This is a genomic window from Cognatundibacterium jejuense, assembly GCF_014284255.1.
In the GTDB taxonomy this organism is placed as follows: Bacteria; Pseudomonadota; Gammaproteobacteria; order Burkholderiales; family Burkholderiaceae_D; genus Undibacterium; species Undibacterium jejuense.
The window spans coordinates 55,813-76,961 of the sequence record NZ_JACOFV010000012.1 but is presented as its reverse complement, the minus strand read 5'-3'; the positions used below and the strand labels follow the sequence as shown (position 1 = coordinate 76,961).

The following is a 21,149-nucleotide window of genomic DNA, read 5'->3' as shown; positions in this document are numbered from 1 at the left end:
CACTAAATAATGTTACTTCCAAGAAGTATTTTTCAGCGTTGTAGGGGATGATTTCTTTATTAAAAGTATCCAGCACACATTTTCGAAATTAGTACTATCATCTCACAGCTTGGATTTATTCTTTCCCGTTCCCACCTGGAGGTTTTCATGATCAGTACCAATATCAATGGCAAAAATACCGACGTTGATGTCTCACCTGATACACCAATTCTATGGACGCTACGCGACTCGCTTGGGTTGACTGGCACCAAGTTTGGTTGCGGTGCTGCATTATGTGGCGCCTGTACCGTACATCTGGATGGTCAAGCCATCCGTTCTTGTGTGACGCCTGTTTCTGCAGCGCAAGGTAAAAAAATAACCACGATAGAAGCAACGACTGGTGGCGAAGACAAAGTTGGCAATGCGGTACATGCAGCGTGGGTGAAACACGATGTGGCTCAATGTGGTTATTGTCAGAGCGGGCAGATTATGAGTGCCACTGCATTCTTAAAATCGCTGCCACACGGCAAACAGCCTAGTATCGCTGAAATTGATTCAGCAATGGCGGGCAATATCTGCCGCTGTGGAACCTACGCACGCATTCGTGCGGCGGTTGCAGACGCTGCTAAAGCCATCATCTGAGGACAAAACCATGCTACCAAATATCAATTACAGCGAACTCCCACGCGCACTACAACACATTCTCGATCGCGATAACAACAATGTGCCAAGTGCACCATCACGTCGTAGCTTTTTGAAACTTGCCGGTATTAGCGGTTTTGCCCTCGGTGCTTTTCCTGGCTTAGTGCTAGCAAAAAATGCGACTGAGGCGACTAAACCACTAGGCCCAACGCAACTGCCTTCTGCGTTTGTAGAAATCGCTGCCAATGGTGAAGTAACGATCACCATTAATCGCCTCGATTTTGGTCAGGGCGTGCAAACTGCTCTGCCAATGATATTGGCGGAGGAACTGGACGCCGACTGGTCTAAAGTAAAGAGCCGTCACGGCACGAATGACGGCGCCTATGTAGACCCGAGCATGGGCATGCATCTGACTGGTGGATCCAGTTCGATCAAAAACAGTTTTACGCAATACCGTGAACTCGGTGCACGTGCGCGTGCCATGCTCATCTCAGCAGCAGCAACGCGCTGGAACGTGGATGTAGCACAATTACGTACTGCGAACGGTGAAGTCATTGCACCAGATGGTCGCAAACTCGGCTATGGTGAACTGGCAGAAGCAGCGATGAGGCAAGCTGTACCAGAAACCGTAGTACTGAAAAATCCTAAGGATTTCCGCATTATCGGTCACGCAACGACGCGCTTAGATGCGGTGGCAAAAAGCAGTGGTCAACAAAGCTATGGCATCGATATGCATTTGCCTGGCCAATTGACGGCGGTGGTTTTGCGTCCTCCTGTATTCGGCGCCAAAATCGCGACGCTGGATGATGCAGCGGCAAAAGCAATTCAAGGCGTCAAAGCAGTACTGCGTGTGCCGCTAGATCGTGGTGCAGAAGGCGTAGCCATCATTGCCGATGGCTACTGGCCTGCGAAACAAGGGCGGGATGCTCTTAAAATAACATGGGATACCAATGGCGTTGAAAAAGTCGACAGCGCAAAACAGCTGATACAGTATCGCGAGCTCGCAAAACAGCCGGGCAACCGTTACTTTGAAGCCGATATGGCACCGATGAATTCTGCCGCCAAAAAGATAGACGCCGAATTTACCTTCCCTTACCTCGCTCATGCACCAATGGAACCATTGAATTGTACCGTGCGTTTCAATAGCGATCTGGCTGAGATATGGGTCGGCAGTCAGATGCCTGGGCTCGATGGCATGATGGCGGCGCGTGTATTGGGTTTAAAGCCTGAACAAGTCAAAGTCCATGTGCAAATGGCAGGTGGCGGTTTTGGTCGTCGCGCGATTGCCACCAGCGACTATGTTTTTGAAGCCTGCTCCATTGCGAAGGCAGCCAAATCTGCAGGTTTGGATGTGCCAGTGCGCACCATGTGGAGTCGCGAAGATGATATTCGCGGCGGTTACTACCGTCCGGCACAACTGCACAAGGCTCGTATCGGTCTCGACGCGCACGGCAAGGTCTTAGCCTGGGATCACGTCATCGTTGGTCAATCCATCACCGCGGGTACGCCATTTGAAGGCTTCATGATCAAGAATGGCATTGATAGCACCGGCGTCGAAGGTATGCGTGAACCGTATGATATTCCTATGCGGTTAACTGTCCATCATCCTAAACTGAATGTGCCTGTACTTTGGTGGCGCAGCGTTGGTTCCACGCACACGGCTTTTGTGATGGAAACCCTGGTCGATGAAGTTGCTCACGCCAACAAAAAAGATCCGGTGGCCTACCGCCTCGAATCCTACGGCGACAAACACCTGCGTCACCGCGCCGCACTCGAATTAGCGGTAGAAAAAAGTGGCTATGGTAAAAAGAAATTACCTAAGGGCCAAGCCTGGGGCGTGGCAGTTCACGAGTCCTTCAATACTGTCGTTGCGTATGTGGTTGAGGCATCCGTCAAGAATGGACATCCTGTCCTGCATAAGGCAACGGCAGCCGTGCACTGCAATCTGGTCGTCAACCCGCGTACGATAGAAGCACAGGTGCAAGGCGCGGCCTTGATGGGCTTGTCGATGTGCTTACCAGGGGCAGCAATTACGTTTAAGGATGGCGTGGTTGAGCAAAGCAATTTCAGCGATTACGTGGTGCCGCGCATCACAGATATGCCAGATATTGCGGTGTACACCGTTGCCAGCGGCGACGCCCCCACTGGTATGGGCGAACCTGGCTTACCACCATTGGCACCGGCATTCGCCAATGCGATCGCTAAGCTGACTGGTAAACCAATTCGTCAATTGCCTTTTAAACTAAGTTGAACATCAGCTAAACGGAAGAAATGGAAGATCTCGATACCATCGTTTTACGTACTGCCCTGAACTGGCATCAGCACGGGCAGTCGGTGATATTAGTGACGGTAGCCCGTACCTGGGGATCGTCACCTCGTCCGCCGGGCTCACTGCTTGCCGTCAATCATCGTGGCGAAACGGTGGGCTCGATCTCTGGCGGATGTATCGAGGATGATCTGATTAGCCGGATTAAAGAAGAAGGTGTGCAGGCTGTATGTAAAGACGGCCTGCCAGTCGTACAACGCTATGGCATCTCTGCGGATCAGGCACATCGTTTTGGTCTGCCTTGTGGCGGTACGATAGAGTTAGTGCTGGAACCTGTTTCTGAACTTAGTCAGTTGGATCAATTATTATCCGCCTGTGAGCGACGTCGTAATGTCGAACGCAGGCTGGACTTACGAAATGGGTACACGCAATTGCAAGCCAGTACGCGTGGTGGTGTCCCGATACTCGATGAGCATCAACTTATGACGTATTTTGGTCCACAAGTGCGTCTGATCGTTATCGGCGCGAGTGATTTGTCGCGTTTTTTGTGTCAATTTGCACTGAGCTTAGGCTTCGAAGTGATCGTCTGCGACCCGCGTGAAGAATACCGCGCCAGTTGGCAATTAAGCGGTATCACTGTCAGCGCAGAAATGCCGGATGATCTGATACTGCAACTCAAACCTGATACTCGCACCGCCATCATCGCCCTATCGCATGACCCCAAACTGGATGATCTGGCATTAATCGATGCGTTGCAATCCAAGGCGTTTTACGTCGGCGCAATTGGCTCACGCCGCAACAGCGAACAACGACGCGAAAGACTACGCACCCACTTCGATATTTCTGACGATAGCTTGCAAGCCCTGCACGGTCCGGCAGGTATCTACATCGGCAGCAAGACCCCTGCCGAAATTGCCCTCTCCATCATGGCGCAAATTGTCGCTGTTAAAAACGGCATCCCCGAATCGCTGGCGACCGAAGTCGCCTCCGGAAAATTACAACACGAAGATGTGCAACATATCGAGACTTTTCAGTGCGGTATTTAAATCACGGGTAAAATCTCGCACGTTGGTATGACTCTCCGAAGAGTCAGGACAGCGTGCGAAAATTAGTCTTATTTTTCGATGCTAGCTCATCGCAATGTGCTCCTCAGAAGTTGTCGCATCCTTATGGTCTTTAGCATGTACCAACCGGTACAACAAAGGCAGCACGAGCAACGTCAAGAAGGTCGAAGACAAAATCCCTCCTATCACCACCGTTGCCAGCGGGCGTTGCACTTCAGCGCCAGTGCCAGTCGCAAGCGCCATGGGAACAAAGCCCAGCGAGGCAACCAGCGCTGTCATGAGTACCGGACGTAACCGCGTCAGCGCACCGGTTGAAATGGCTTCGTCTAAGGACATATGCTGTTCTCTTAATGAACGGATATATGAAATCAGTACCAAGCCGTTTAGGACCGCGACACCGGATAAGGCAATAAAGCCAATGGCAGCCGAGATCGACATCGGTATCCCACGTAGTGATAAGGCAAAGATACCACCGGTCAGGGCAAAAGGAATACCAGTGAAAACGAGCAAGCCATCTTTGATGTTGTTGAACATCACAAAGAGCAGTGTCAACACCATGAATAACGCGATGGGAACAACGATTTGTAAGCGTTGCGTCGCCGACTCTAATTGTGCAAAAGTACCACCCCAACTTGTCCAGTAACCCGAGGGGACGCTGACCTCTTTTGCGACTATTTGTTGAGCCTCCGATACGAAGCTACCAATATCACGATCACGCACATTGGCACTAACAACCAGATAGCGTTTGCCATTTTCACGACTGACCTGATTAGGGCCTGGCGCGATATCAAGTGTCGCCAGCGCACTGAGTGGAATAAAGCTGACAGGCATCCCAGCTTGTGGCGGCAAAGGAACCGGCAACTGTCTCAAAGCATCAAGATCACTGCGCAAAACCTCAGGTAAGCGAACCTGGATATCAAAGCGGCGATCACCTTCAAAGATCATGCCAGCTTTTTGTCCACCTGTGGCGGTTGCCAACACATCCTGAACGTCACCAACATTCAAACCATATCGTGCCGTCTTCGCTCTGTCGATATTCACGGTCAACATCGGTAGTCCTTCCGTTTGCTCTCCCTTGACTTCGATCGCTCCCGGAATTTTTTGTAATACGCTGGCGATTTTCTTCCCGGTCTGTGCCAACACCTCCATGTTATCGCCATAAATTTTGACTGCCACGTCGCTACGCACACCCGAGATCAACTCATTGAAACGCAACTGTATCGGTTGTGAAAATTCATAGGCGTTACCGACATACCGCGCGGCTTCTGTTTGAATTGCTGCGATGAGTTCTGGCCGTGTTTTCTTAGGTTCAGGCCAATTTGATTCTGGCTTGAGCATAATATAGGCATCAGAAATATTCGGCGGCATTGGGTCGGATGCAATTTCTGCCGTACCTGTTCGTGCAAACAAGCGATCAATTTCCGGAAATTTTTCTTTCAACCCGGCTTCGAGTTTTTTCTGCATGTCCAATGACTGGGTCAGACTGGTACCCGGAATCCTCAAGGCTTGCATCGCAATGTCGCCTTCATTCAGACTTGGAATAAACTCACTCCCCATGCGGGTCACAAGAATGCCCGCAGCGAGCATCACGCCAAGTGCACTGACGAGTACCAAAGAACGATTCCGCATGACCTTGTTGAGCAGTGTGGCGTAAATGTTCTTTGCCATCAACATCAGCCGATTTTCTTTTTCAGCAACGCGCTGACCGATAAAAAGTGCAACGGCAGCCGGGACAAAAGTGATTGAGAGCAGCATCGCACCCAACAATGCAGTCACCACCGCAAACGCCATTGGATGAAACATTTTCCCTTCGACACCGGTCAATGCAAAAATGGGCAAATACACGACCATGATAATCAACTGCCCAAACATCAGCGGGCGCCGAGCTTCTTTTGCTGCTGCAAACACTTCATCAAAGCGTTCATTCAGAGTGAGTTCCCGCTGCAACCTATCCTGTGCATGGACCAGACGTCGCACACAATTTTCAACGATCACCACAGCACCATCGATAATGATGCCAAAGTCTAAAGCACCCAGACTCATCAGATTGGCACTCACTTGATAAGTGACCATGCCACTAAAGGTGAACAGCATGGAAAGAGGAATGACCATCGCCGTAATGAAAGCAGCACGAATATTTCCCAGAAACAGAAACAAGATCGCAACCACCAGCATCGCACCTTCGATCAGGTTTTTCTTGACGGTATAAATGGCTTTATCAACTAATACAGTGCGGTCATACACCGTCACCGCTTTAACACCTGGTGGGAGTGAGCGATTAATTTCCACCATGCGTTTCGCCACTGCTGCGGAGACAGCCCGGCTATTTTCACCGATCAACATAAACACCGTACCTAACACAACTTCGCGGCCATTTTCTGTTGCGGCACCGGTGCGTAACTCGCGTCCGATAGCGACCTCTGCAATGTCACGAACGCGAATCGGAACGCCTTGAACATTGTTGACTATCGTGTCACGCATATCGTCCAGACTGCGCACCTGACCTGGGGCTCTGATCAGGAATTGTTCTCCCCGTCGTTCGATATACCCTGCGCCTATATTGCTATTGTTACGGTCAATGGCATTCACCACATCTTTGAACGTCAACCCATAAGAACTCAATTTAATGGGGTCTGGTGTGATGTGATACTCTTTTGCGTAACCACCAATTGTATTGATTTCAGTAACACCATCAACTTGCCTCAATCGTGGCTTAATTATCCAGTCCTGAATTTCGCGCAGGTCGGTTGATGTGTAAGGTGTTCCATCGGCTTTCTTTGCATCGGGCTCACTTTCTACGGTCGAGAGAAAAATCTCACCCAGTCCGGTCGAAATCGGCCCCATCATTGGCAGCACGTCGGGTGGCAAATTTGCTTTGGCCTCCTGAATACGTTGGTTGACCAATTGACGTGCAAAATATATGTCTGTCCCATCTTTAAAAATGACGGTCACCTGAGACAAACCATAACGCGACAAAGAACGTGTCTGCTCCAGATGTGGCAAGCCTGCCATCACGGTTTCAATCTGAAACGTTACCCTTTGCTCGATTTCTAATGGCGAATAGCCGGATGCAGCCGTATTAATTTGCACCTGCACGTTGGTGATGTCAGGCACTGCATCAATCGGCAAACGTTGATAATTAAAAACCCCGATCGCTGCCATGGCAAACACCGCAAGCATGACCAACCATCGATGTTCAATAGCGAGACGAATGATTCGTTCAAACATAGTGATCCCCTTGATTTGCTTGATTGTGTAAATTAATGCGCATGTTCAGCACTTTCCTTTCCTGCCTCGGCTTTCACCACAAAACTACCCGCCGCCGCATAAGAAACATCAATCGGCATGCCATCCAGAATTTCAGTCAACTTGCCATCACTGACGCCAGTGGTAACCACTCGCGCCTTAAAGCCATTGGGAACTTTGATGAAGACAACGGTTTTTCCCTCGAGCGTTTGGATAGCATCAGATTGCACTGTTACCGCGAGATCTTTTTTTCCATGGCTCAAAGCAACGTTCACAAACAAGCCAGGTCTCCAGGCAAGGTTTGGATTAGTGATGACAACACGTGCCTTTGCCGTGCGCGTCTGTTCACCTAAGAGATTGCCGATATAGTTAATTTTTCCAACCGCAGATAAGTTTGTAGAAGTAGATCGGATAGTGACTTCGTCGCCAATCCGTGCGCTTTCAAGGTCTTTGGGGGTGAGTACCACCTCAACCCAGACGCTGGACAGATCCGAGATAAGAAAGACATTGGCGTCCTCTTTGACCGCTTCACCTAGCGCGATGTGTTTTTCAATCACGATGCCGTCAAAAGGCGCACGCAACACATAGCGATTCAGTTTTCCTTCAGTGTCATCCGCATTGAGCGCAGACAATGTAGACTTGCTGGTTTGCGCGTTAATTTCAGCTTCACGATAGGCCTGCTGTGCCTGCAAATAATCCTGCTCTGCGGAGATTTTATCTTGCCAGAGCTTCTTCTCACGTTCATAAGTTAACCGTGCTAAAGAAAGACGTTTTTGCGCTGCCATCGATGTGCTGCGTAATTCTGCTAACTCAGGGCTAGAAATGACGGCGAGGACTTGTCCTTTTTTAACCCTTTGCCCCAGATCAGCGGAAACCGATTCAGCAACACCAGATAATCGTGGAACAATATGCGCAGTACGATCCTCATTGAATCGGATTTCTCCTGGCAATGTGATGGTGTTGGTGATACTTGCCGGTGCTGATTGAGCGATCTGTATATTGGCAGTTTGCATTTGCTGCTGATCCATGTGGATTACATCATCGTCTGCTTCTTCTGCTTCATCGTTGGCTTTTTTTGTATGATCTGATTTTTGTTTGGCCGCATTTTGTACTGTATTTTCATCCGCCTTTGCAGTCGTTTTTTTATTCCAGAACATGGTCGCTGCAATGATCATGACGATGGCAAGCACGACATAAATAATGATCATTTTTTGATTGAAATTTTTGTTCATCTTCATTTTTTATTCCTCCCATTCAGGAAAAAATTTTCACCCGACTCAATACCTTCAACACTGACATAGCGCTGCATTTCTGCAATCGAACGATAGCGATCAGACACGGCGCGTAAATACTGGGTGCGGCTTTGAAAAAGAGTTCGTTGTGCATCAAGTACATCCAGGAAATTAAATTTACCCAATTCAAATCCCTTCACTGCAGCATCAAATGCAGCTTGTGCGGCAGGTAAGATGTCCTGACGGATGGCTGATATCTGGCGCCCGGATACTTGCGCACGTTCGTAAGCATCTGCTAATTGCTGACTCATACGCAGGTACTCAATTTCAACAGTGGTTTTTGCTTTCTCGACACGATTGAGGGCGGACAGCACGTTACCTTGGTTGCGATTAAATAATGGTAAGGGGACGGATATACCGACCACATTCTGCGAACGGCCTGTCTCACCATCCTTCTTATTACCGATCACCACGGTTACATCAGGCATTTGGAGGGCACGTTCCAATTTGAGCTGTGCCTCCTCACGCGCGATCTGGTTACGTGCTTGCCGCAACTGCGGCGAGGTATCGAGGCGGGCTTTGAGGTCGTGAAGTGAAGGAATTTCAGCCAATTCAAATTCAGGCATGACAAGCGTCTCTGTCAGGTCACCAGAGCGTCCCAACAATGCCGCTAAGCGACGTCTGGCGTGCTTTAGCTCGACATTTGCTTGTACAAACTCTAATCGCACATTCGCTTCCGCAATGTCAGAACGTTTTTGTTCTAACGGCGAGATTTTGCCAGCAAGTAATCGCTTCGCTGCAGCATTGCTGGCTTTTTGGCCGAGCTCTAAGGATGCGCTGACAAGATTCGCCCGTTCGCTTGCATTGAGTGCCTCCAGATAAGCAGCAACCACTTCTGCACGTAACTCAGCACGGCTGATCGTGACATGATTAGTCGCTAATTGACGCTCCTGCTCAGCGACATTAATTCTGGCTTGTCGCTTCCCGCCAAGCTCCAGCGTCTGGCTCAATTGAATGGTTTGTGTACTCGTCGATTTTTGTAACCCTTCTTTCAATACAGAAATTTCAGGATTAGGAAAAGCACCTGCTTGTTCACGTACACCATTCGCGATATCAACGCTTTGCTGCGCCGATCTTAGCTCGGGGTTCGATTCCAGCGCCAATAAAATAGCCTGGTTTAACGTTAATAAATCACTGGTAATGCTGGCACCGGCCTGATCATTAAAATGAGAAGCTTTTTTTTCTTGCTCAGTTGCATAGGCACGAGCATGAGGTAACAACTGCATCAGCAATGCAGCTGCAAAGACAAAATGTATGGATTGCATAGATAACTCCGAAAAATAAAATACGAAGAAAATCCAGCGGCAAGGCTTACGCCCGGCAGAGTATGCCTGGGCGCAGAATCAGCGAGAGAGACCGAACATTGCCACCGGAGTTAAACCGGCAGCGACCACTGAGGGCGTTCTGGGGGGGATTTGTAATTAGAAGGGAGTCCGGGATCTGTTGCGACAGCAGCATATCCTAGCAACAAAATACCGAAAGCGTGAACAGCAGGCTCATCTAGAAACACGATGCCATGTGCGCAGAGCGAGCAATGCATATGCGGAATGGATTTCGTCGCAGACTTGGGGTCCACTTTAGAGATAGAAAAACTCTCGTCGGCATCCATCTCATGCGCATGGTGCCCAAAGTGCTGTGCAGGCTTGCCTGTTTCATGTTCGCAATAGGCTGACGCGGCATTCCAGATGAACTGAAAGGCCACGATGCTTATCAACAGAAACAGGAATCGACGTGTCATGTGGCGGATTGTATCACGACCGATTTCACGCGCAATGATCTGGCGAAGTATCAGTAACATTGCGCTTGTTATTCATGCCTTAAGAATCCGCCTTCGGAAGTGACTTAAAAGGAAAAGCTTGTTGCTTGAGAAAACCAATCGGAACATAGTCGCCCACGACCCCATATTTTTCTGGGAACTGCTTCTCGGAATCCACCGCCGTTCCAAACATCCAATCAATAAACGCGAAGTGCGCTGCATAATTTTTGTCGATCGCCTCGTCATCCGACGAATGATGCCAATGATGAAAATCTGGCGTTACGAACACCTTACGTAGCGGTCCCCAATTGATGTGGACATTGGCATGATTAAACACCGCCTGAAAACCTACAACAATAATGTAGGCGTCCAACACTGGTTTGGTAAAACCCACGACATACAAAGCACCGAGGATAACGACACGCGTCGCGATGATTTCAAACATGTGCAAGCGGCTGCCTGCGATCCAATCCATAACCTCCGAAGAGTGATGCACCGCATGGAATTTCCACAGGAAAGGCACCTCATGGTATGCCCTGTGAGCCCAATACTCCACAAAATCAGCCACAAACACGGCAAGTAAAAGTTGAGGAACAAACCAGATCGCGCTGACAAATTCTTGCACCTCATGTCTCACCATCCAGCCAAATACGTTATGTATCAGATAATTCACAACTAACAGCATGAAGCCAATCAGTAAATGGTTCACCACAAAATGAACCAAATCGTTCTGCCACGCTTTTCTGAATATCGCTTGCCCTATATAGAGTGGGAATGCCTTCTCCAAAACGATGAAGATAATCGACGATCCAAGCAAATCCAGAATCAGCCAATCGAGCCCGAGATAAGGCGTGCCATCTGCAAAATCCCCGACCGGCACGCGCGAGCCACCCAACGCCACCGTCGCCAACACCAAAAAAAGCGCTGCACAATTGACACCACGGCTACGGTTTCTGGCGACATTTGCCAGCGACCAACTACCTGAAATGATCAAAGCCACGAACATCACCTGCCGTATCACAGTCACGTTGTATTTGACCCTGAGTTCTGGCGTCGTTAAATATTGTGGGAAATGAAATGCCAGCACGCCTAAAAAGCATAAAATCGCCAAGGCCAGCGCGAAAACACCACTTGCAAGACCACTTCCAGGCTTAAGCTCGCCATCGGCATGAAGCATATGCGTCGTTTCCTCGACCACTTCATGCGCCACAACCAGCGGAGCATTTGCCACTGCTGTTGCCATGTGTTTGAAATTTCGTTTTAGCTTTGCTGCAGATTTCTTATCCATGTGCCCCCCCTTCTTTATTAGATAGCGCTTCTATAAACTCATGCCCTGAAGCTGTCAGTCGAAGTGGCAGAACCGAGCTTACCCCGAAATTTAGTTCCCCAAAGGTGACGTAAAATAAACGTAACTTTGGAAAGACAAATGATGAACAGGGTATCAAAAAAAGCTTACACGACCGAGTTTAGAGAACTGGCCGTTAATAAAGAGTCTACAAATATTTTCTTCAAAATTATGAGATTTCAGATTGTAAGAATTCACTTAATTCTTTGTCCTTACTCTCTACAGTCATCATTCTTTGCGCTTCCTCGCGATTGATGAATGTTTGAGCTAAAAATTGAAATTTATCGTAATACTCAGCAATACCGGCATCCCTTCCCTCAATTATGTAACCTTCTAATGCGTACCACCATTGCATGACAGGATATGAGAATGAATTGTAGACAAGCGAATTATCTAACCAACCACGTTGATACAAAATACCTACCGATTCCAAAATATCAATGACATATTCAACGCCGGCAATATATATACCTGTCTTATTTACACGGCCATATTCCCTCTCCTGCATTAAATGCTTCGCTAATTCTCTTCTTTTTTCTCTGATATGAGGGCTATCGTATTTGTCAATAAATTGCATTGTCAAATTTAGCCTCGTCATCTCTTTTTGTGATTCAATTGAAGCATTTGCGACACGATTATTTGCTTTAATTTGGCAAACTGAAACAATTACAGTGCAAAAAGCAAAAAACGCGGCACCTATACTTCCCCATGTAGACAATGAGTTCAAATCCGTAAACATACATTCCTCAAATTAATTTTTACTTTTTTATGACAATTTAGGTCTGAATCAAACTAAATTTGGACGCTGTTTTCCACTTGCGTCATAAAAAGCTCGAAGCACAAGTTCAGGTATTGAATCAAACGCTAATTCAAATGCTTCACCAGCATGTTCACCACCAAGCAATTCATCATTTGTTGAATGTGCCAATCGCTGATGGGCTGCGGCAAAGGTTTTGCCCCAAGCCTGGGTCAGAACGTTAAAATCATCCGCTCTATCCAAAATTTCAACTGCCGATTTGGGGCTGAGTTTCTGCAAACTCACGCCATCACGATTAAAGAAATGTTCAATACCAATATCGCTTTCTTTACGTGCTCTATTTGAAGCCTTCACATTAAGTTGTTTAGCGCTATGATCTAATGCCAAACCGAGAAACTCAAGTAAGCATCTACTATGCAAAATAGCGCAAGACACTACCGGCTGAGTGAAATCCCCAAGAAATCCATGATATTTAGAATTTGCCTGAATACCAATGTTCAATTCAACCACCTCATTGATGGTATATTTTTTTTCAAGAGAAATCGCAGTTTTTCCGAAAGCGATAGCTCTTAATCTATAAGGTATTACCAAATCGCTTATTCGGATAAGATTTTCGGGCGTAAGCATTGAGCTCCTTAGCCTAATTTTTCATATTAAGGTAAATTAATTATATGCAAAAAAGTTAAATCTTTTTATTTGAATTAGTAAAAGTTTTTCTATAATTATTTCGCAAATAAACTTGTCCAAAGAACGCTATAACATGTGCTTCGGCACACTTTTGCTAGTCACTTCGTAATGAATGGAGGGAATATTTTGACCTTGCAGAAAGTCTTAGGCCATAGAGATTTGAAAACGACAATGATATATGCGCACCTAAGCCCAGAGCATCTTCAAGAAGTTAGGGTATTAAACCCGCTTTCTCGGTTGACACTTGGTTGACAGTTTCGGAAATAAAAAAGGGCTCACATTGCTGTGAGCCCTTAGTCTTACTGGTGCCGGCTGCCGGAATCGAACTGGCTACCTGATGATTACAAGTCAACTGCTCTACCAAGTGAGCTAAGCCGGCGGAAATCTTATCGTCTGCACTTGATTGCTCAAGCACTTCCGAAGACCAAGATTATAGTCTACTTTATTATTTTTAGCGAGGGCTTTTCTGATTTTTTTTGATCTTTTTCAGAATTTGTATTTGTGACACTGCCAGAACCGGAACTTACGGCGGCTAAACCAAGGCTAGGTTTGGTCTTTTCTTCGACTGGCGGCGGGGTATCTTCCTCTTCGGAAACGGGTTCGCCGAGTTCCAGTTCAAATGCCATACCCTGGCCATTTTCGCTGGCGTAGACCGCGATCACGTTGGCGACAGGTACATAGATTTCGCGCGAAACACCACCGAAGCGGGCTTTGAATGTCACTGCTTCATTATCCATTTTGAGGCCGCTGGTGGCACCAAAGCTGATATTGAGGACAATTTCGCCATTGCGTACAAATTCCATCGGTACTTGCGCTGCACCACCAACTTTGACTGCCATGTAGGGGGTGTAGCCGTTATCTGTGCACCATTCGTAAATGGCACGCATGAAATAGGGCTTAGTAGATGTTTCTTGCATAAGAGATACTCAAACGTATAAATAATTAAGCATAGATTGCAGTTCAGAAAACAACAAGGCTGACCTGATGCAACTAGTCAGCCTCGTGCTATGACCTGCAAGGATCAATCTGCTCATTTAAACAAGCAGATTAACGACGCATTACTTTTTCAGATGGCGTCAATGCTTCGATGTAAGCAGGACGGGAGAAAATACGTTCTGCGTACTTCATGATAGGTGCTGCTGTTTTAGACAACTCAATACCGTAGTGATCCAAACGCCATAACAACGGCGCAACCGCCACGTCTAACATAGAGAACTCATCACCCAGCATGTATTTGTTCTTGATGAACAAAGGCGCTAATTGTGTCAGACGATCACGAATTTCTGCGCGTGCTTTGTCCTGAACCTTCGCGGAGCTGGTATTTTTGTCGTTTTCTAAAGTATGAACGTGAACGAACAATTCTTTTTCAAAATTGAACAGCATCAAACGTGCACGTGCGCGTTGCAATGGATCAGCAGGCATCAATTGTGGATGTGGGAAACGCTCGTCAATGTATTCATTGATAATATTGGATTCATACAATATCAATTCGCGTTCAACCAAAATTGGCACCTGACCATATGGATTCATGGTCGAAATATCTTCAGGTTTGTTGAATAAATCAACATCACGGATTTCAAAATCCATACCTTTTTCAAACAATACCAAACGGCAGCGTTGAGAAAATGGGCAAGTTGTGCCCGAGTAGAGAACCATCATTTTTATAGTTCCTTAAAAACGATCAGGGCGAGGTGCCAATTTTGCGCACCTCACCCTAGGGATTACTCGCCCGTTTACGACGGAGAAAAACGGGCGATCTGAGAAAATTCTGACTTGTTATTTAACTCATTTCGCAAGACAGAAACATTGCTTTTACTTAACTTCCTTCCAGTAGGACGCATTCAAACGCCATGCAAGTGTCGCTAAAAACGCCATGAATATCACAACTATAGCACCTAAACGCTTGCGAGTTGATTGTGCTGGTTCACCCATCCACTGTAGATATGCTACCAGATCACCCACTGCGTTGTCATATTCTGCTGTAGTTAATGTCCCATCGGAAACTTTTTCGAAGCCGTCAAACTTGTGAACAGACTTAGATTCATCATGCGGATCTTTCTCTTCGACAAACTTTGCGGTACGAACACCTTGCAATTGCCACAACACATGCGGCATGCCAACGTTAGGGAAGACCATGTTATTCCAGCCAGTCGGACGAGACTCGTCTTTGTAGTAAGTACGCAGATAAGTGTAGAGCCAGTCGGCACCGGAGCCTGCTTCTGATGCTTTGGCACGGGCGATCACTGACAAATCTGGTGGAACCGCACCAAACCAGGCCTTGGCATCTTTCGGTGCCATGGTGGTTTTCATCAGATCACCGACTTTTTCACCAGTGAACAACAAATTGGTTTTGATTTGATCTTCAGTCAAGCCAATGTCACGCAGACGGTTGTAACGCATCGCTGAAGCAGAATGGCAGTTCAAGCAATAATTGATAAACAATTTAGCGCCATTTTGTAAAGCAGCCATATCTGTGGATCGATCCGGTGCGTGATCTAAAGGAAAACCTCCTTCATTTGCCATCACCAAAGCCGGAACGAAAGCCAGAGTCGCGATCAGTTTTTTAAGTAATTTCATGCTTATTCTTCCTCGCTTAATTTGCTCAATGTGGCGTAAAAGTTACACGCTTCGGTACTGTTTTAAAGGTACCCATCGCACTCCACCAAGGCATCAACAGGAAGAAGCTGAAGTAGATGACTGCGCAAACCTGAGAGATACGTTCACGAATTGGTGATGGTGGTTGTACCCCCAGATAACCGAGAGTCACGAAAGTAATCGCAAATACGATATACACCAATTTGTGCCAATCAGGACGATAGCGTATGGATTTTACTGGTGACAGATCAATCCAAGGCAAGAAGGCCAGGATAACGACGGAGCCACCAAACAACACCACACCCCAGAATTTCGCATCCAATGCGCCAGGCATCATGCCTGCTATCACGACCAACCCCAAGCCAGCTATCGCAAATTTGATGGTCTGCGGTAATTTTGTAGTCAGGTAGATCAATGCTACGTAGGCCGCAATACCAGCCTGCGCTACGAACAAAAACTCTGAAGTGGTGGCACGCAAAATCGAGTAGAACGGCGTGAAGTACCAGGTCGGCGCAATGTGTGGAGGGGTCTTCAGTGAGTCTGCCGGAATAAAGTTATTGTATTCCAGGAAGTAACCGCCCATTTCTGGCGCAAAGAAGATCACAGCACTGAACAAGGTCAGGAACACTGTCACGCCAAAAATATCGTGGAAAGTGTAGTAAGGATGTGAAGGAACACCATCAACAGGATGACCATCAGGGCCTAAGTTTTCTTTGATCTCAATACCGTCTGGATTGTTCGAACCCACTTCATGCAAAGCGATCAGATGCGCGGCAACCAGACCCAGCAATACCAAAGGAATGGCAATCACGTGGAACGAGAAGAAACGGTTCAGTGTCGCATCAGAAACAACATAGTCACCACGGATCCACAAAGACAGATCTGGGCCAATGAATGGAATCGCACCAAACAAGTTAACGATAACCTGCGCACCCCAGTATGACATCTGACCCCAAGGCAACAAGTAACCGAAGAAGGCTTCAGCCATCAGGCACAAGAAAATCGCGAAGCCAAACAACCAGATCAACTCACGTGGTTTGCGATAAGAGCCATACATAAATGCACGTGCCATATGCAGATAAATCACGATGAAGAAGGCCGAGGCGCCAGTCGAGTGCATGTAGCGCACTAACCAACCCCAAGGCACGTCACGCATGATGTATTCAACCGATGCGAAAGCCAATGTTGCATCAGGCTTGTAGTGCATGACCAGGAAAATACCGGTAACGATCTGAATGACCAACACCAACATGGCCAGTGAGCCAAAGATGTACCAGAAATTAAAATTCTTAGGTGCGTAGTATTTACCCCATTGATCGTTCCACAGTTTAGTCAGTGGAAAACGGGAGTCGACCCAATTAAGGGCTTTATCGACAACGGGTGCATCAGCTGGAAGCTTTTTTTCAACAAACGCCATGATTACGCCTCGCCTTTCTCATCTTTACCGATGATAATTTTGGTATCCGATAAAAACATGTGACGTGGCACATCCAGATTTTGCGGTGCTGGTTTGTTTTTATACACACGACCGGCCAGATCGAAAGTCGAACCGTGGCATGGGCACAAAAAACCACCTTGCCAGTCATCTGGCAGCGAAGGTTGTGCGCCGGCTTGGAATTTTGAACTAGGCGAGCAACCGAGGTGAGAACAAATACCTACGGCAATTAACAAATCTGAGTGCTCTTTACGCGAACGGGTTTGCTTATCGCAATACTCAGGTAACTCCATGGTGTAAGGTTTTTTAGACTCTGGATCAGCCACCTTATCTTCTGTTTTTGGCAGACTGGCCAACATTTCTGGCGTCCGTTTTAAAATCCATACAGGTTTACCACGCCACTCAACAGTGGTCATTTCACCTGGCTTTAGAGCGGAGATATCTACTTCCACCGGAGCGCCAGCTGCTTTTGCACGCTCTGATGGCTGGAAAGTGCTGACTAGCGCCCCAGCCGTTGCCAATCCTGCCACACCACCCGCCGCGCAAGTGGCGACGAGCAAACCGCGACGGCCGGAATCGACCTGCTTTTCATTACTCATACCAACCCCAATCTGTCAAAAATCGAAACTTGATGAAGTTCAAACCCGCATCTAGCAACATTAAATTATAAAGTAGCGAGATATGGTTTTAAAGCAAATACTACCCAAAACAGCAACACTTTCCCTTTATTTTTACAAAACCGTCACTATTTGACATAGTTCATATTGGCACGTGATTTTATGTGCTAAATGTGAAAAATCAGTGATTTTCTGTAAAGATAATTGACAAACTATAGCGGCAAATTCAACGATTTGCGCATTAAAATATGGACAATTGATCGAACGGCACATTTGCCATTAATTTTTACGGAGACCATCAATGAGCATGATGCAAGAATTCAAAACCTTTGCCACAAAGGGAAATGTAGTCGATTTGGCTGTGGGTGTCATCATCGGCGGTGCATTTGGCAAAATTGTTGACTCTTTAGTCGGCGACGTTGTCATGCCTGTTATTGGTAAATTATTTGGCGGCCTGGATTTTTCCAACTACTACCTGCCACTGAATGGTCAAAGCGCACAACTGACTTTGATTGAAGCTAAAAAAGCCGGTGGCGTCTTGGCGTATGGTAATTTCATTACCGTAACGGTCAATTTTATTATCCTGGCTTTTGTGATTTTTCAAATGGTCAGACTGGTCAATAAACTGCGTAATGAAGAACCAGCACCCGCGCCTGCACCAGCGCCAACACCAGAAGACGTCATCTTACTCAGAGAAATTCGAGATTCCCTGAAAAAATAAAGTCGCACTGCATTCTTACCAGGAGCAGCCACTGATTCACCCGATTCAATGGCTGCAAACCAGACATCAGACTGGATTATCGATATCAATGAAATGGTGTTCGATGCCAAACTCTTGCGCAACCAACTCCCCCAGCGCCTTGATCCCATAACGCTCTGTCGCATGATGACCACAAGCGAGGTAGGCAACACTCGCTTCACGCGCGAGATGTACAGTAGGTTCAGAAATTTCCCCACTGAGGTACACACTGGCACCAGCAGTAATTGCCTGATCTAACATGTTATGTGCAGCACCGGTACACCACGCTATTTTGCCTATTTTTTGTGCACCATCACCAATCAACAAAGGTTTTCTGCCCAGACTTAAAGCGACATGGTCTGCCAGATCTGCCATCGTTACCATCCCCGGCGCCTCAATTTCCCCGAGCCATCCCAGGTCATCCTCACCAAAACGTCCCGTGGCACGCAAACCTAAAACCTGCGCAAGTTGTGCATTGTTACCGATCCGCGGATGCATATCTAATGGCAAGTGATAACCAAATAAGGAAATATCGTTTTGCAATAAGAGCTTGAGGCGACGTTGCTTGTGACCAATGACGCGCATATCCTCGCCGCGCCAAAAGTAACCATGATGTACCATAATGGCATCGGCACGCAGTTCAATGGCGGCTTCGAGCAAGGCAATACTGGCAGTAACGCCAGTCACAATACAGCTAATCTCATTTCGCCCTTCCACCTGCAAGCCATTTGGGCAATAATCACGGACACGTGTTACTTGCAATTCCAACTCTAGAAATTTTGCAAGTTGATCCCTATTTACCAATTTTTTACTCATCATTCACCTTATGCGACGTCTTTGGTTATTATTTGCCCAGACTGTGACAGTTGGTCTGGCGATCTGGTTTATTTTAACCACCCTCAAACCTGACTGGGCCAATAATGCCTTGAATAATAGTCACGTGCCAGGCCTGTCACCCACTCTAAACCTCAAAGAAGCGCCTGCAAACAACATTGCAGCGCAAAGTAGTTATCGCAAGGCAGCACAAAAAGCGATGCCTTCCGTGGTGAATATCTACACTTCAAAAGAAGTCCAGCGTTCGCGCAACCCGTTATTGAATGATCCTAGTCTACGACGCTTTTTCGGCGACCAAGGTCAGAAATCAGAACGCCAGTCCAGTCTGGGCTCGGGGGTCATTGTCAGCTCGGAAGGCTATATCCTGACCAACAACCATGTGGTTGAATCCGCAGATGAAATTGATGTTGCCCTCGCCGACGGACGTTCAGCGGCAGCAAAAGTCGTCGGAACGGATCCGGAAACTGATCTGGCAGTCATCAAAATTAATCTTCCTGATCTGCCAGCAATCACTCTGGGGCATCCTGACGACGCCCAGGTCGGCGATGTGGTTCTTGCCATCGGTAACCCATTTGGCGTCGGTCAGACCGTGACGATGGGTATAGTTTCAGCGTTAGGACGTAACAATCTGACTGAAAATGCGTTTCAGAATTTTATTCAGACAGATGCAGCGATCAATCCTGGTAACTCGGGTGGTGCTTTGGTCGATATTAACGGTAACTTACTCGGCATCAATACCGCAATTTATTCACAAACAGGTGGCTCGGTAGGCATAGGCTTTGCAACACCGATTTCCACGGTGAAATCGGTGATGGAATCGATCATTAGCCAGGGTCAGGTGGTACGCGGCTGGATCGGTGTAGAACCACAGGAAATCACGCCTGAATTAGCTGAAAGTTTTGGCATCAAACAAAAATCTGGCGCGATCATCGCTGGCGTAATCCGTGGTGGCCCAGCAGATAAAGCAGGCATGAAGCCTGGTGACATTCTGGTCTCCATCGATGGTAAGCCGGTCAATGGAACGCTGGAGATGTTTAATTTAGTGGCGCAACTCACGCCTGGCAATAAAGCCAAAATTACTGTTTTAAGAAACAATCAAGAACCTACCTTGCAAGTATTGATAGGCAAACGTCCACCATCACGTCGTGAAGAATAAAACAAAATGCATCTGATTGATCTGCAAGCGTTCTTGTCGGAGCTATCCGAAAACAATAATCGTGCGTGGTTTGTGATGAACAAACCACGTTACGATATTTTGCGTGCCGAATTTTTGCAACTGGTGACAGAGCTAATCACCGGTATTCAAAAATTTGATGCTGCTATTACCGGCTGCGAACCTAAAAAAGCGCTGTTTCGAATTAATCGTGATGTGCGTTTTGGGCACGACAAATCGCCATACAAAACCACGTTTTCCTCCTCGATTCTGCCTAGCGGTCGCAAAAAACCCAGTGAAGGCGGCGGCCCGGCCTACTACTTTCAACTGGATGCCAACGGCAGACTATTCTTTGCCTGCGGCGAATATATGCCGCCTGCTGACCGTTTAAAAGCGATCCGTGAACAAATCATCAATGATGAAGCTGGCTTTGAAAAACTGCTCAAAGATAAAAAGTTAAAGCAAACGTTTGGTGAACTACAAGAAGAAGGTAAGCTCAAACGCCCACCAAAAGGCTATGACGCCGATCTTAAGCACATTGAATACCTGAAGCTCAAAAACTTCATGGTGTGGACTGAATGCCCTTATCAAGGTCTGGGCAGCGATGAGGTTAAGCAGACTTTGCTCAAAGCGTATCAAAGCGCTCTGCCGCTCGTACAATGGTTGCGCGGTGCTTAAGTTCATCAGCGATCAAATATAAAAAAGAGGCGGGATGTCCGATGACACCCCGCCTCTTTTTTAT

20 protein-coding genes and 1 tRNA gene are annotated in these 21,149 nt (G+C 47.2%); 7 read left to right on the top strand and 14 right to left on the bottom strand.

Annotated elements, in window-relative coordinates; genetic code table 11:
* Nucleotides 1-147: 147 nt before the first annotated feature.
* The 3 genes from H8K32_RS13475 to H8K32_RS13465 are packed head-to-tail and all read left to right on the top strand — an operon-like array spanning nucleotide 148 to nucleotide 3,933.
* On the top strand, nucleotides 148-621 hold the full coding sequence (locus tag H8K32_RS13475; protein WP_186913058.1) for a (2Fe-2S)-binding protein: 474 nt from the start codon (nucleotides 148-150) through the stop codon (nucleotides 619-621).
* Between the two features lie 10 nt (nucleotides 622-631).
* Nucleotides 632-2,872, top strand: coding sequence for a xanthine dehydrogenase family protein molybdopterin-binding subunit (locus H8K32_RS13470; protein WP_186913057.1), 2,241 nt, complete (start codon nucleotides 632-634; stop codon nucleotides 2,870-2,872).
* A gap of 20 nt (nucleotides 2,873-2,892) precedes the next feature.
* Nucleotides 2,893-3,933: an XdhC family protein gene (locus H8K32_RS13465; protein WP_186913056.1), complete on the top strand. Its 1,041-nt coding sequence runs from the start codon at nucleotides 2,893-2,895 to the stop codon at nucleotides 3,931-3,933.
* 81 nt (nucleotides 3,934-4,014) lie between these two features.
* On the opposite strand, the gene H8K32_RS13460 is transcribed toward H8K32_RS13465, so the two are convergent.
* The 7 genes from H8K32_RS13460 to H8K32_RS13430 all read right to left on the bottom strand — a co-directional run bounded on the left by H8K32_RS13460 (nucleotide 4,015) and on the right by H8K32_RS13430 (nucleotide 12,974).
* Nucleotides 4,015-7,179 (bottom strand): CusA/CzcA family heavy metal efflux RND transporter, encoded by a 3,165-nt coding sequence (locus H8K32_RS13460; RefSeq protein WP_186913055.1) that lies wholly within the window; start codon nucleotides 7,177-7,179, stop codon nucleotides 4,015-4,017.
* 32 nt (nucleotides 7,180-7,211) lie between these two features.
* The gene (locus tag H8K32_RS13455) at nucleotides 7,212-8,435 is read right to left on the bottom strand and encodes an efflux RND transporter periplasmic adaptor subunit (protein ID WP_343068004.1); all 1,224 of its coding nucleotides are present in this window, start codon (nucleotides 8,433-8,435) and stop codon (nucleotides 7,212-7,214) included.
* Nucleotides 8,432-9,754, bottom strand: coding sequence for a TolC family protein (locus H8K32_RS13450; protein ID WP_186913054.1), 1,323 nt, complete (start codon nucleotides 9,752-9,754; stop codon nucleotides 8,432-8,434). The genes H8K32_RS13455 and H8K32_RS13450 overlap by 4 nt, the downstream gene beginning before the upstream one ends.
* Nucleotides 9,755-9,864: 110 nt before the next feature.
* Nucleotides 9,865-10,287: a hypothetical protein gene (locus H8K32_RS13445; RefSeq protein WP_186913053.1), complete on the bottom strand. Its 423-nt coding sequence runs from the start codon at nucleotides 10,285-10,287 to the stop codon at nucleotides 9,865-9,867.
* A 19-nt stretch (nucleotides 10,288-10,306) separates the two neighbouring features.
* A complete protein-coding gene (locus tag H8K32_RS13440; RefSeq protein WP_186913137.1) occupies nucleotides 10,307-11,488 on the bottom strand; it encodes a sterol desaturase family protein in 1,182 nt (393 codons plus the stop codon).
* Nucleotides 11,489-11,759: 271 nt separating this feature from the next.
* Nucleotides 11,760-12,329, bottom strand: a complete 570-nt coding sequence (locus tag H8K32_RS13435) for a DUF4760 domain-containing protein (RefSeq protein WP_186913052.1) — start codon at nucleotides 12,327-12,329, stop codon at nucleotides 11,760-11,762.
* 48 nt (nucleotides 12,330-12,377) lie between these two features.
* Nucleotides 12,378-12,974, bottom strand: coding sequence for a hypothetical protein (locus tag H8K32_RS13430; protein WP_186913051.1), 597 nt, complete (start codon nucleotides 12,972-12,974; stop codon nucleotides 12,378-12,380).
* A 135-nt stretch (nucleotides 12,975-13,109) separates the two neighbouring features.
* On the opposite strand from H8K32_RS13430, the gene H8K32_RS13425 reads away from it, so the two are divergent.
* The gene (locus tag H8K32_RS13425; protein ID WP_417851977.1) at nucleotides 13,110-13,286 is read left to right on the top strand and encodes a tyrosine-type recombinase/integrase; all 177 of its coding nucleotides are present in this window, start codon (nucleotides 13,110-13,112) and stop codon (nucleotides 13,284-13,286) included.
* Between the two features lie 51 nt (nucleotides 13,287-13,337).
* Here H8K32_RS13425 and H8K32_RS13420 read toward each other — a convergent pair.
* The 6 genes from H8K32_RS13420 to petA all read right to left on the bottom strand — a co-directional run bounded on the left by H8K32_RS13420 (nucleotide 13,338) and on the right by petA (nucleotide 17,663).
* Nucleotides 13,338-13,413: transfer RNA gene (locus H8K32_RS13420), tRNA-Thr, on the bottom strand.
* Between the two features lie 58 nt (nucleotides 13,414-13,471).
* On the bottom strand, nucleotides 13,472-13,951 hold the full coding sequence (locus tag H8K32_RS13415) for a ClpXP protease specificity-enhancing factor (RefSeq protein ID WP_186913050.1): 480 nt from the start codon (nucleotides 13,949-13,951) through the stop codon (nucleotides 13,472-13,474).
* Between the two features lie 130 nt (nucleotides 13,952-14,081).
* Nucleotides 14,082-14,693, bottom strand: a complete 612-nt coding sequence (locus H8K32_RS13410; RefSeq protein ID WP_186913049.1) for a glutathione S-transferase N-terminal domain-containing protein — start codon at nucleotides 14,691-14,693, stop codon at nucleotides 14,082-14,084.
* A 153-nt stretch (nucleotides 14,694-14,846) separates the two neighbouring features.
* Complete coding sequence (locus H8K32_RS13405; RefSeq protein ID WP_186913048.1) at nucleotides 14,847-15,611, bottom strand: cytochrome c1; 765 nt, start codon at nucleotides 15,609-15,611, stop codon at nucleotides 14,847-14,849.
* Nucleotides 15,612-15,636: 25 nt separating this feature from the next.
* Nucleotides 15,637-17,049: a cytochrome b N-terminal domain-containing protein gene (locus H8K32_RS13400; protein WP_186913136.1), complete on the bottom strand. Its 1,413-nt coding sequence runs from the start codon at nucleotides 17,047-17,049 to the stop codon at nucleotides 15,637-15,639.
* Entirely contained in the window at nucleotides 17,049-17,663 is a 615-nt protein-coding gene (gene petA / locus H8K32_RS13395; RefSeq protein WP_186913047.1) for a ubiquinol-cytochrome c reductase iron-sulfur subunit, read from the bottom strand. The genes H8K32_RS13400 and petA overlap by 1 nt, the downstream gene beginning before the upstream one ends.
* Nucleotides 17,664-17,982: 319 nt before the next feature.
* On the opposite strand from petA, the gene mscL reads away from it, so the two are divergent.
* Nucleotides 17,983-18,402 carry a large conductance mechanosensitive channel protein MscL gene (gene mscL, locus H8K32_RS13390; protein WP_281388552.1) on the top strand — a complete coding sequence of 140 codons (420 nt, stop codon included), beginning with the start codon at nucleotides 17,983-17,985 and terminating at the stop codon, nucleotides 18,400-18,402.
* 66 nt (nucleotides 18,403-18,468) lie between these two features.
* Here mscL and H8K32_RS13385 read toward each other — a convergent pair whose 3' ends face one another.
* A complete protein-coding gene (locus tag H8K32_RS13385) occupies nucleotides 18,469-19,236 on the bottom strand; it encodes a Nif3-like dinuclear metal center hexameric protein (RefSeq protein WP_186913046.1) in 768 nt (255 codons plus the stop codon).
* A gap of 10 nt (nucleotides 19,237-19,246) precedes the next feature.
* On the opposite strand from H8K32_RS13385, the gene H8K32_RS13380 reads away from it, so the two are divergent.
* Entirely contained in the window at nucleotides 19,247-20,410 is a 1,164-nt protein-coding gene (locus H8K32_RS13380; protein WP_186913045.1) for a Do family serine endopeptidase, read from the top strand.
* Nucleotides 20,411-20,416: 6 nt separating this feature from the next.
* A complete protein-coding gene (locus H8K32_RS13375) occupies nucleotides 20,417-21,085 on the top strand; it encodes a DUF2461 domain-containing protein (RefSeq protein WP_186913044.1) in 669 nt (222 codons plus the stop codon).
* The last annotated feature ends 64 nt before the right edge of the window (nucleotides 21,086-21,149 follow it).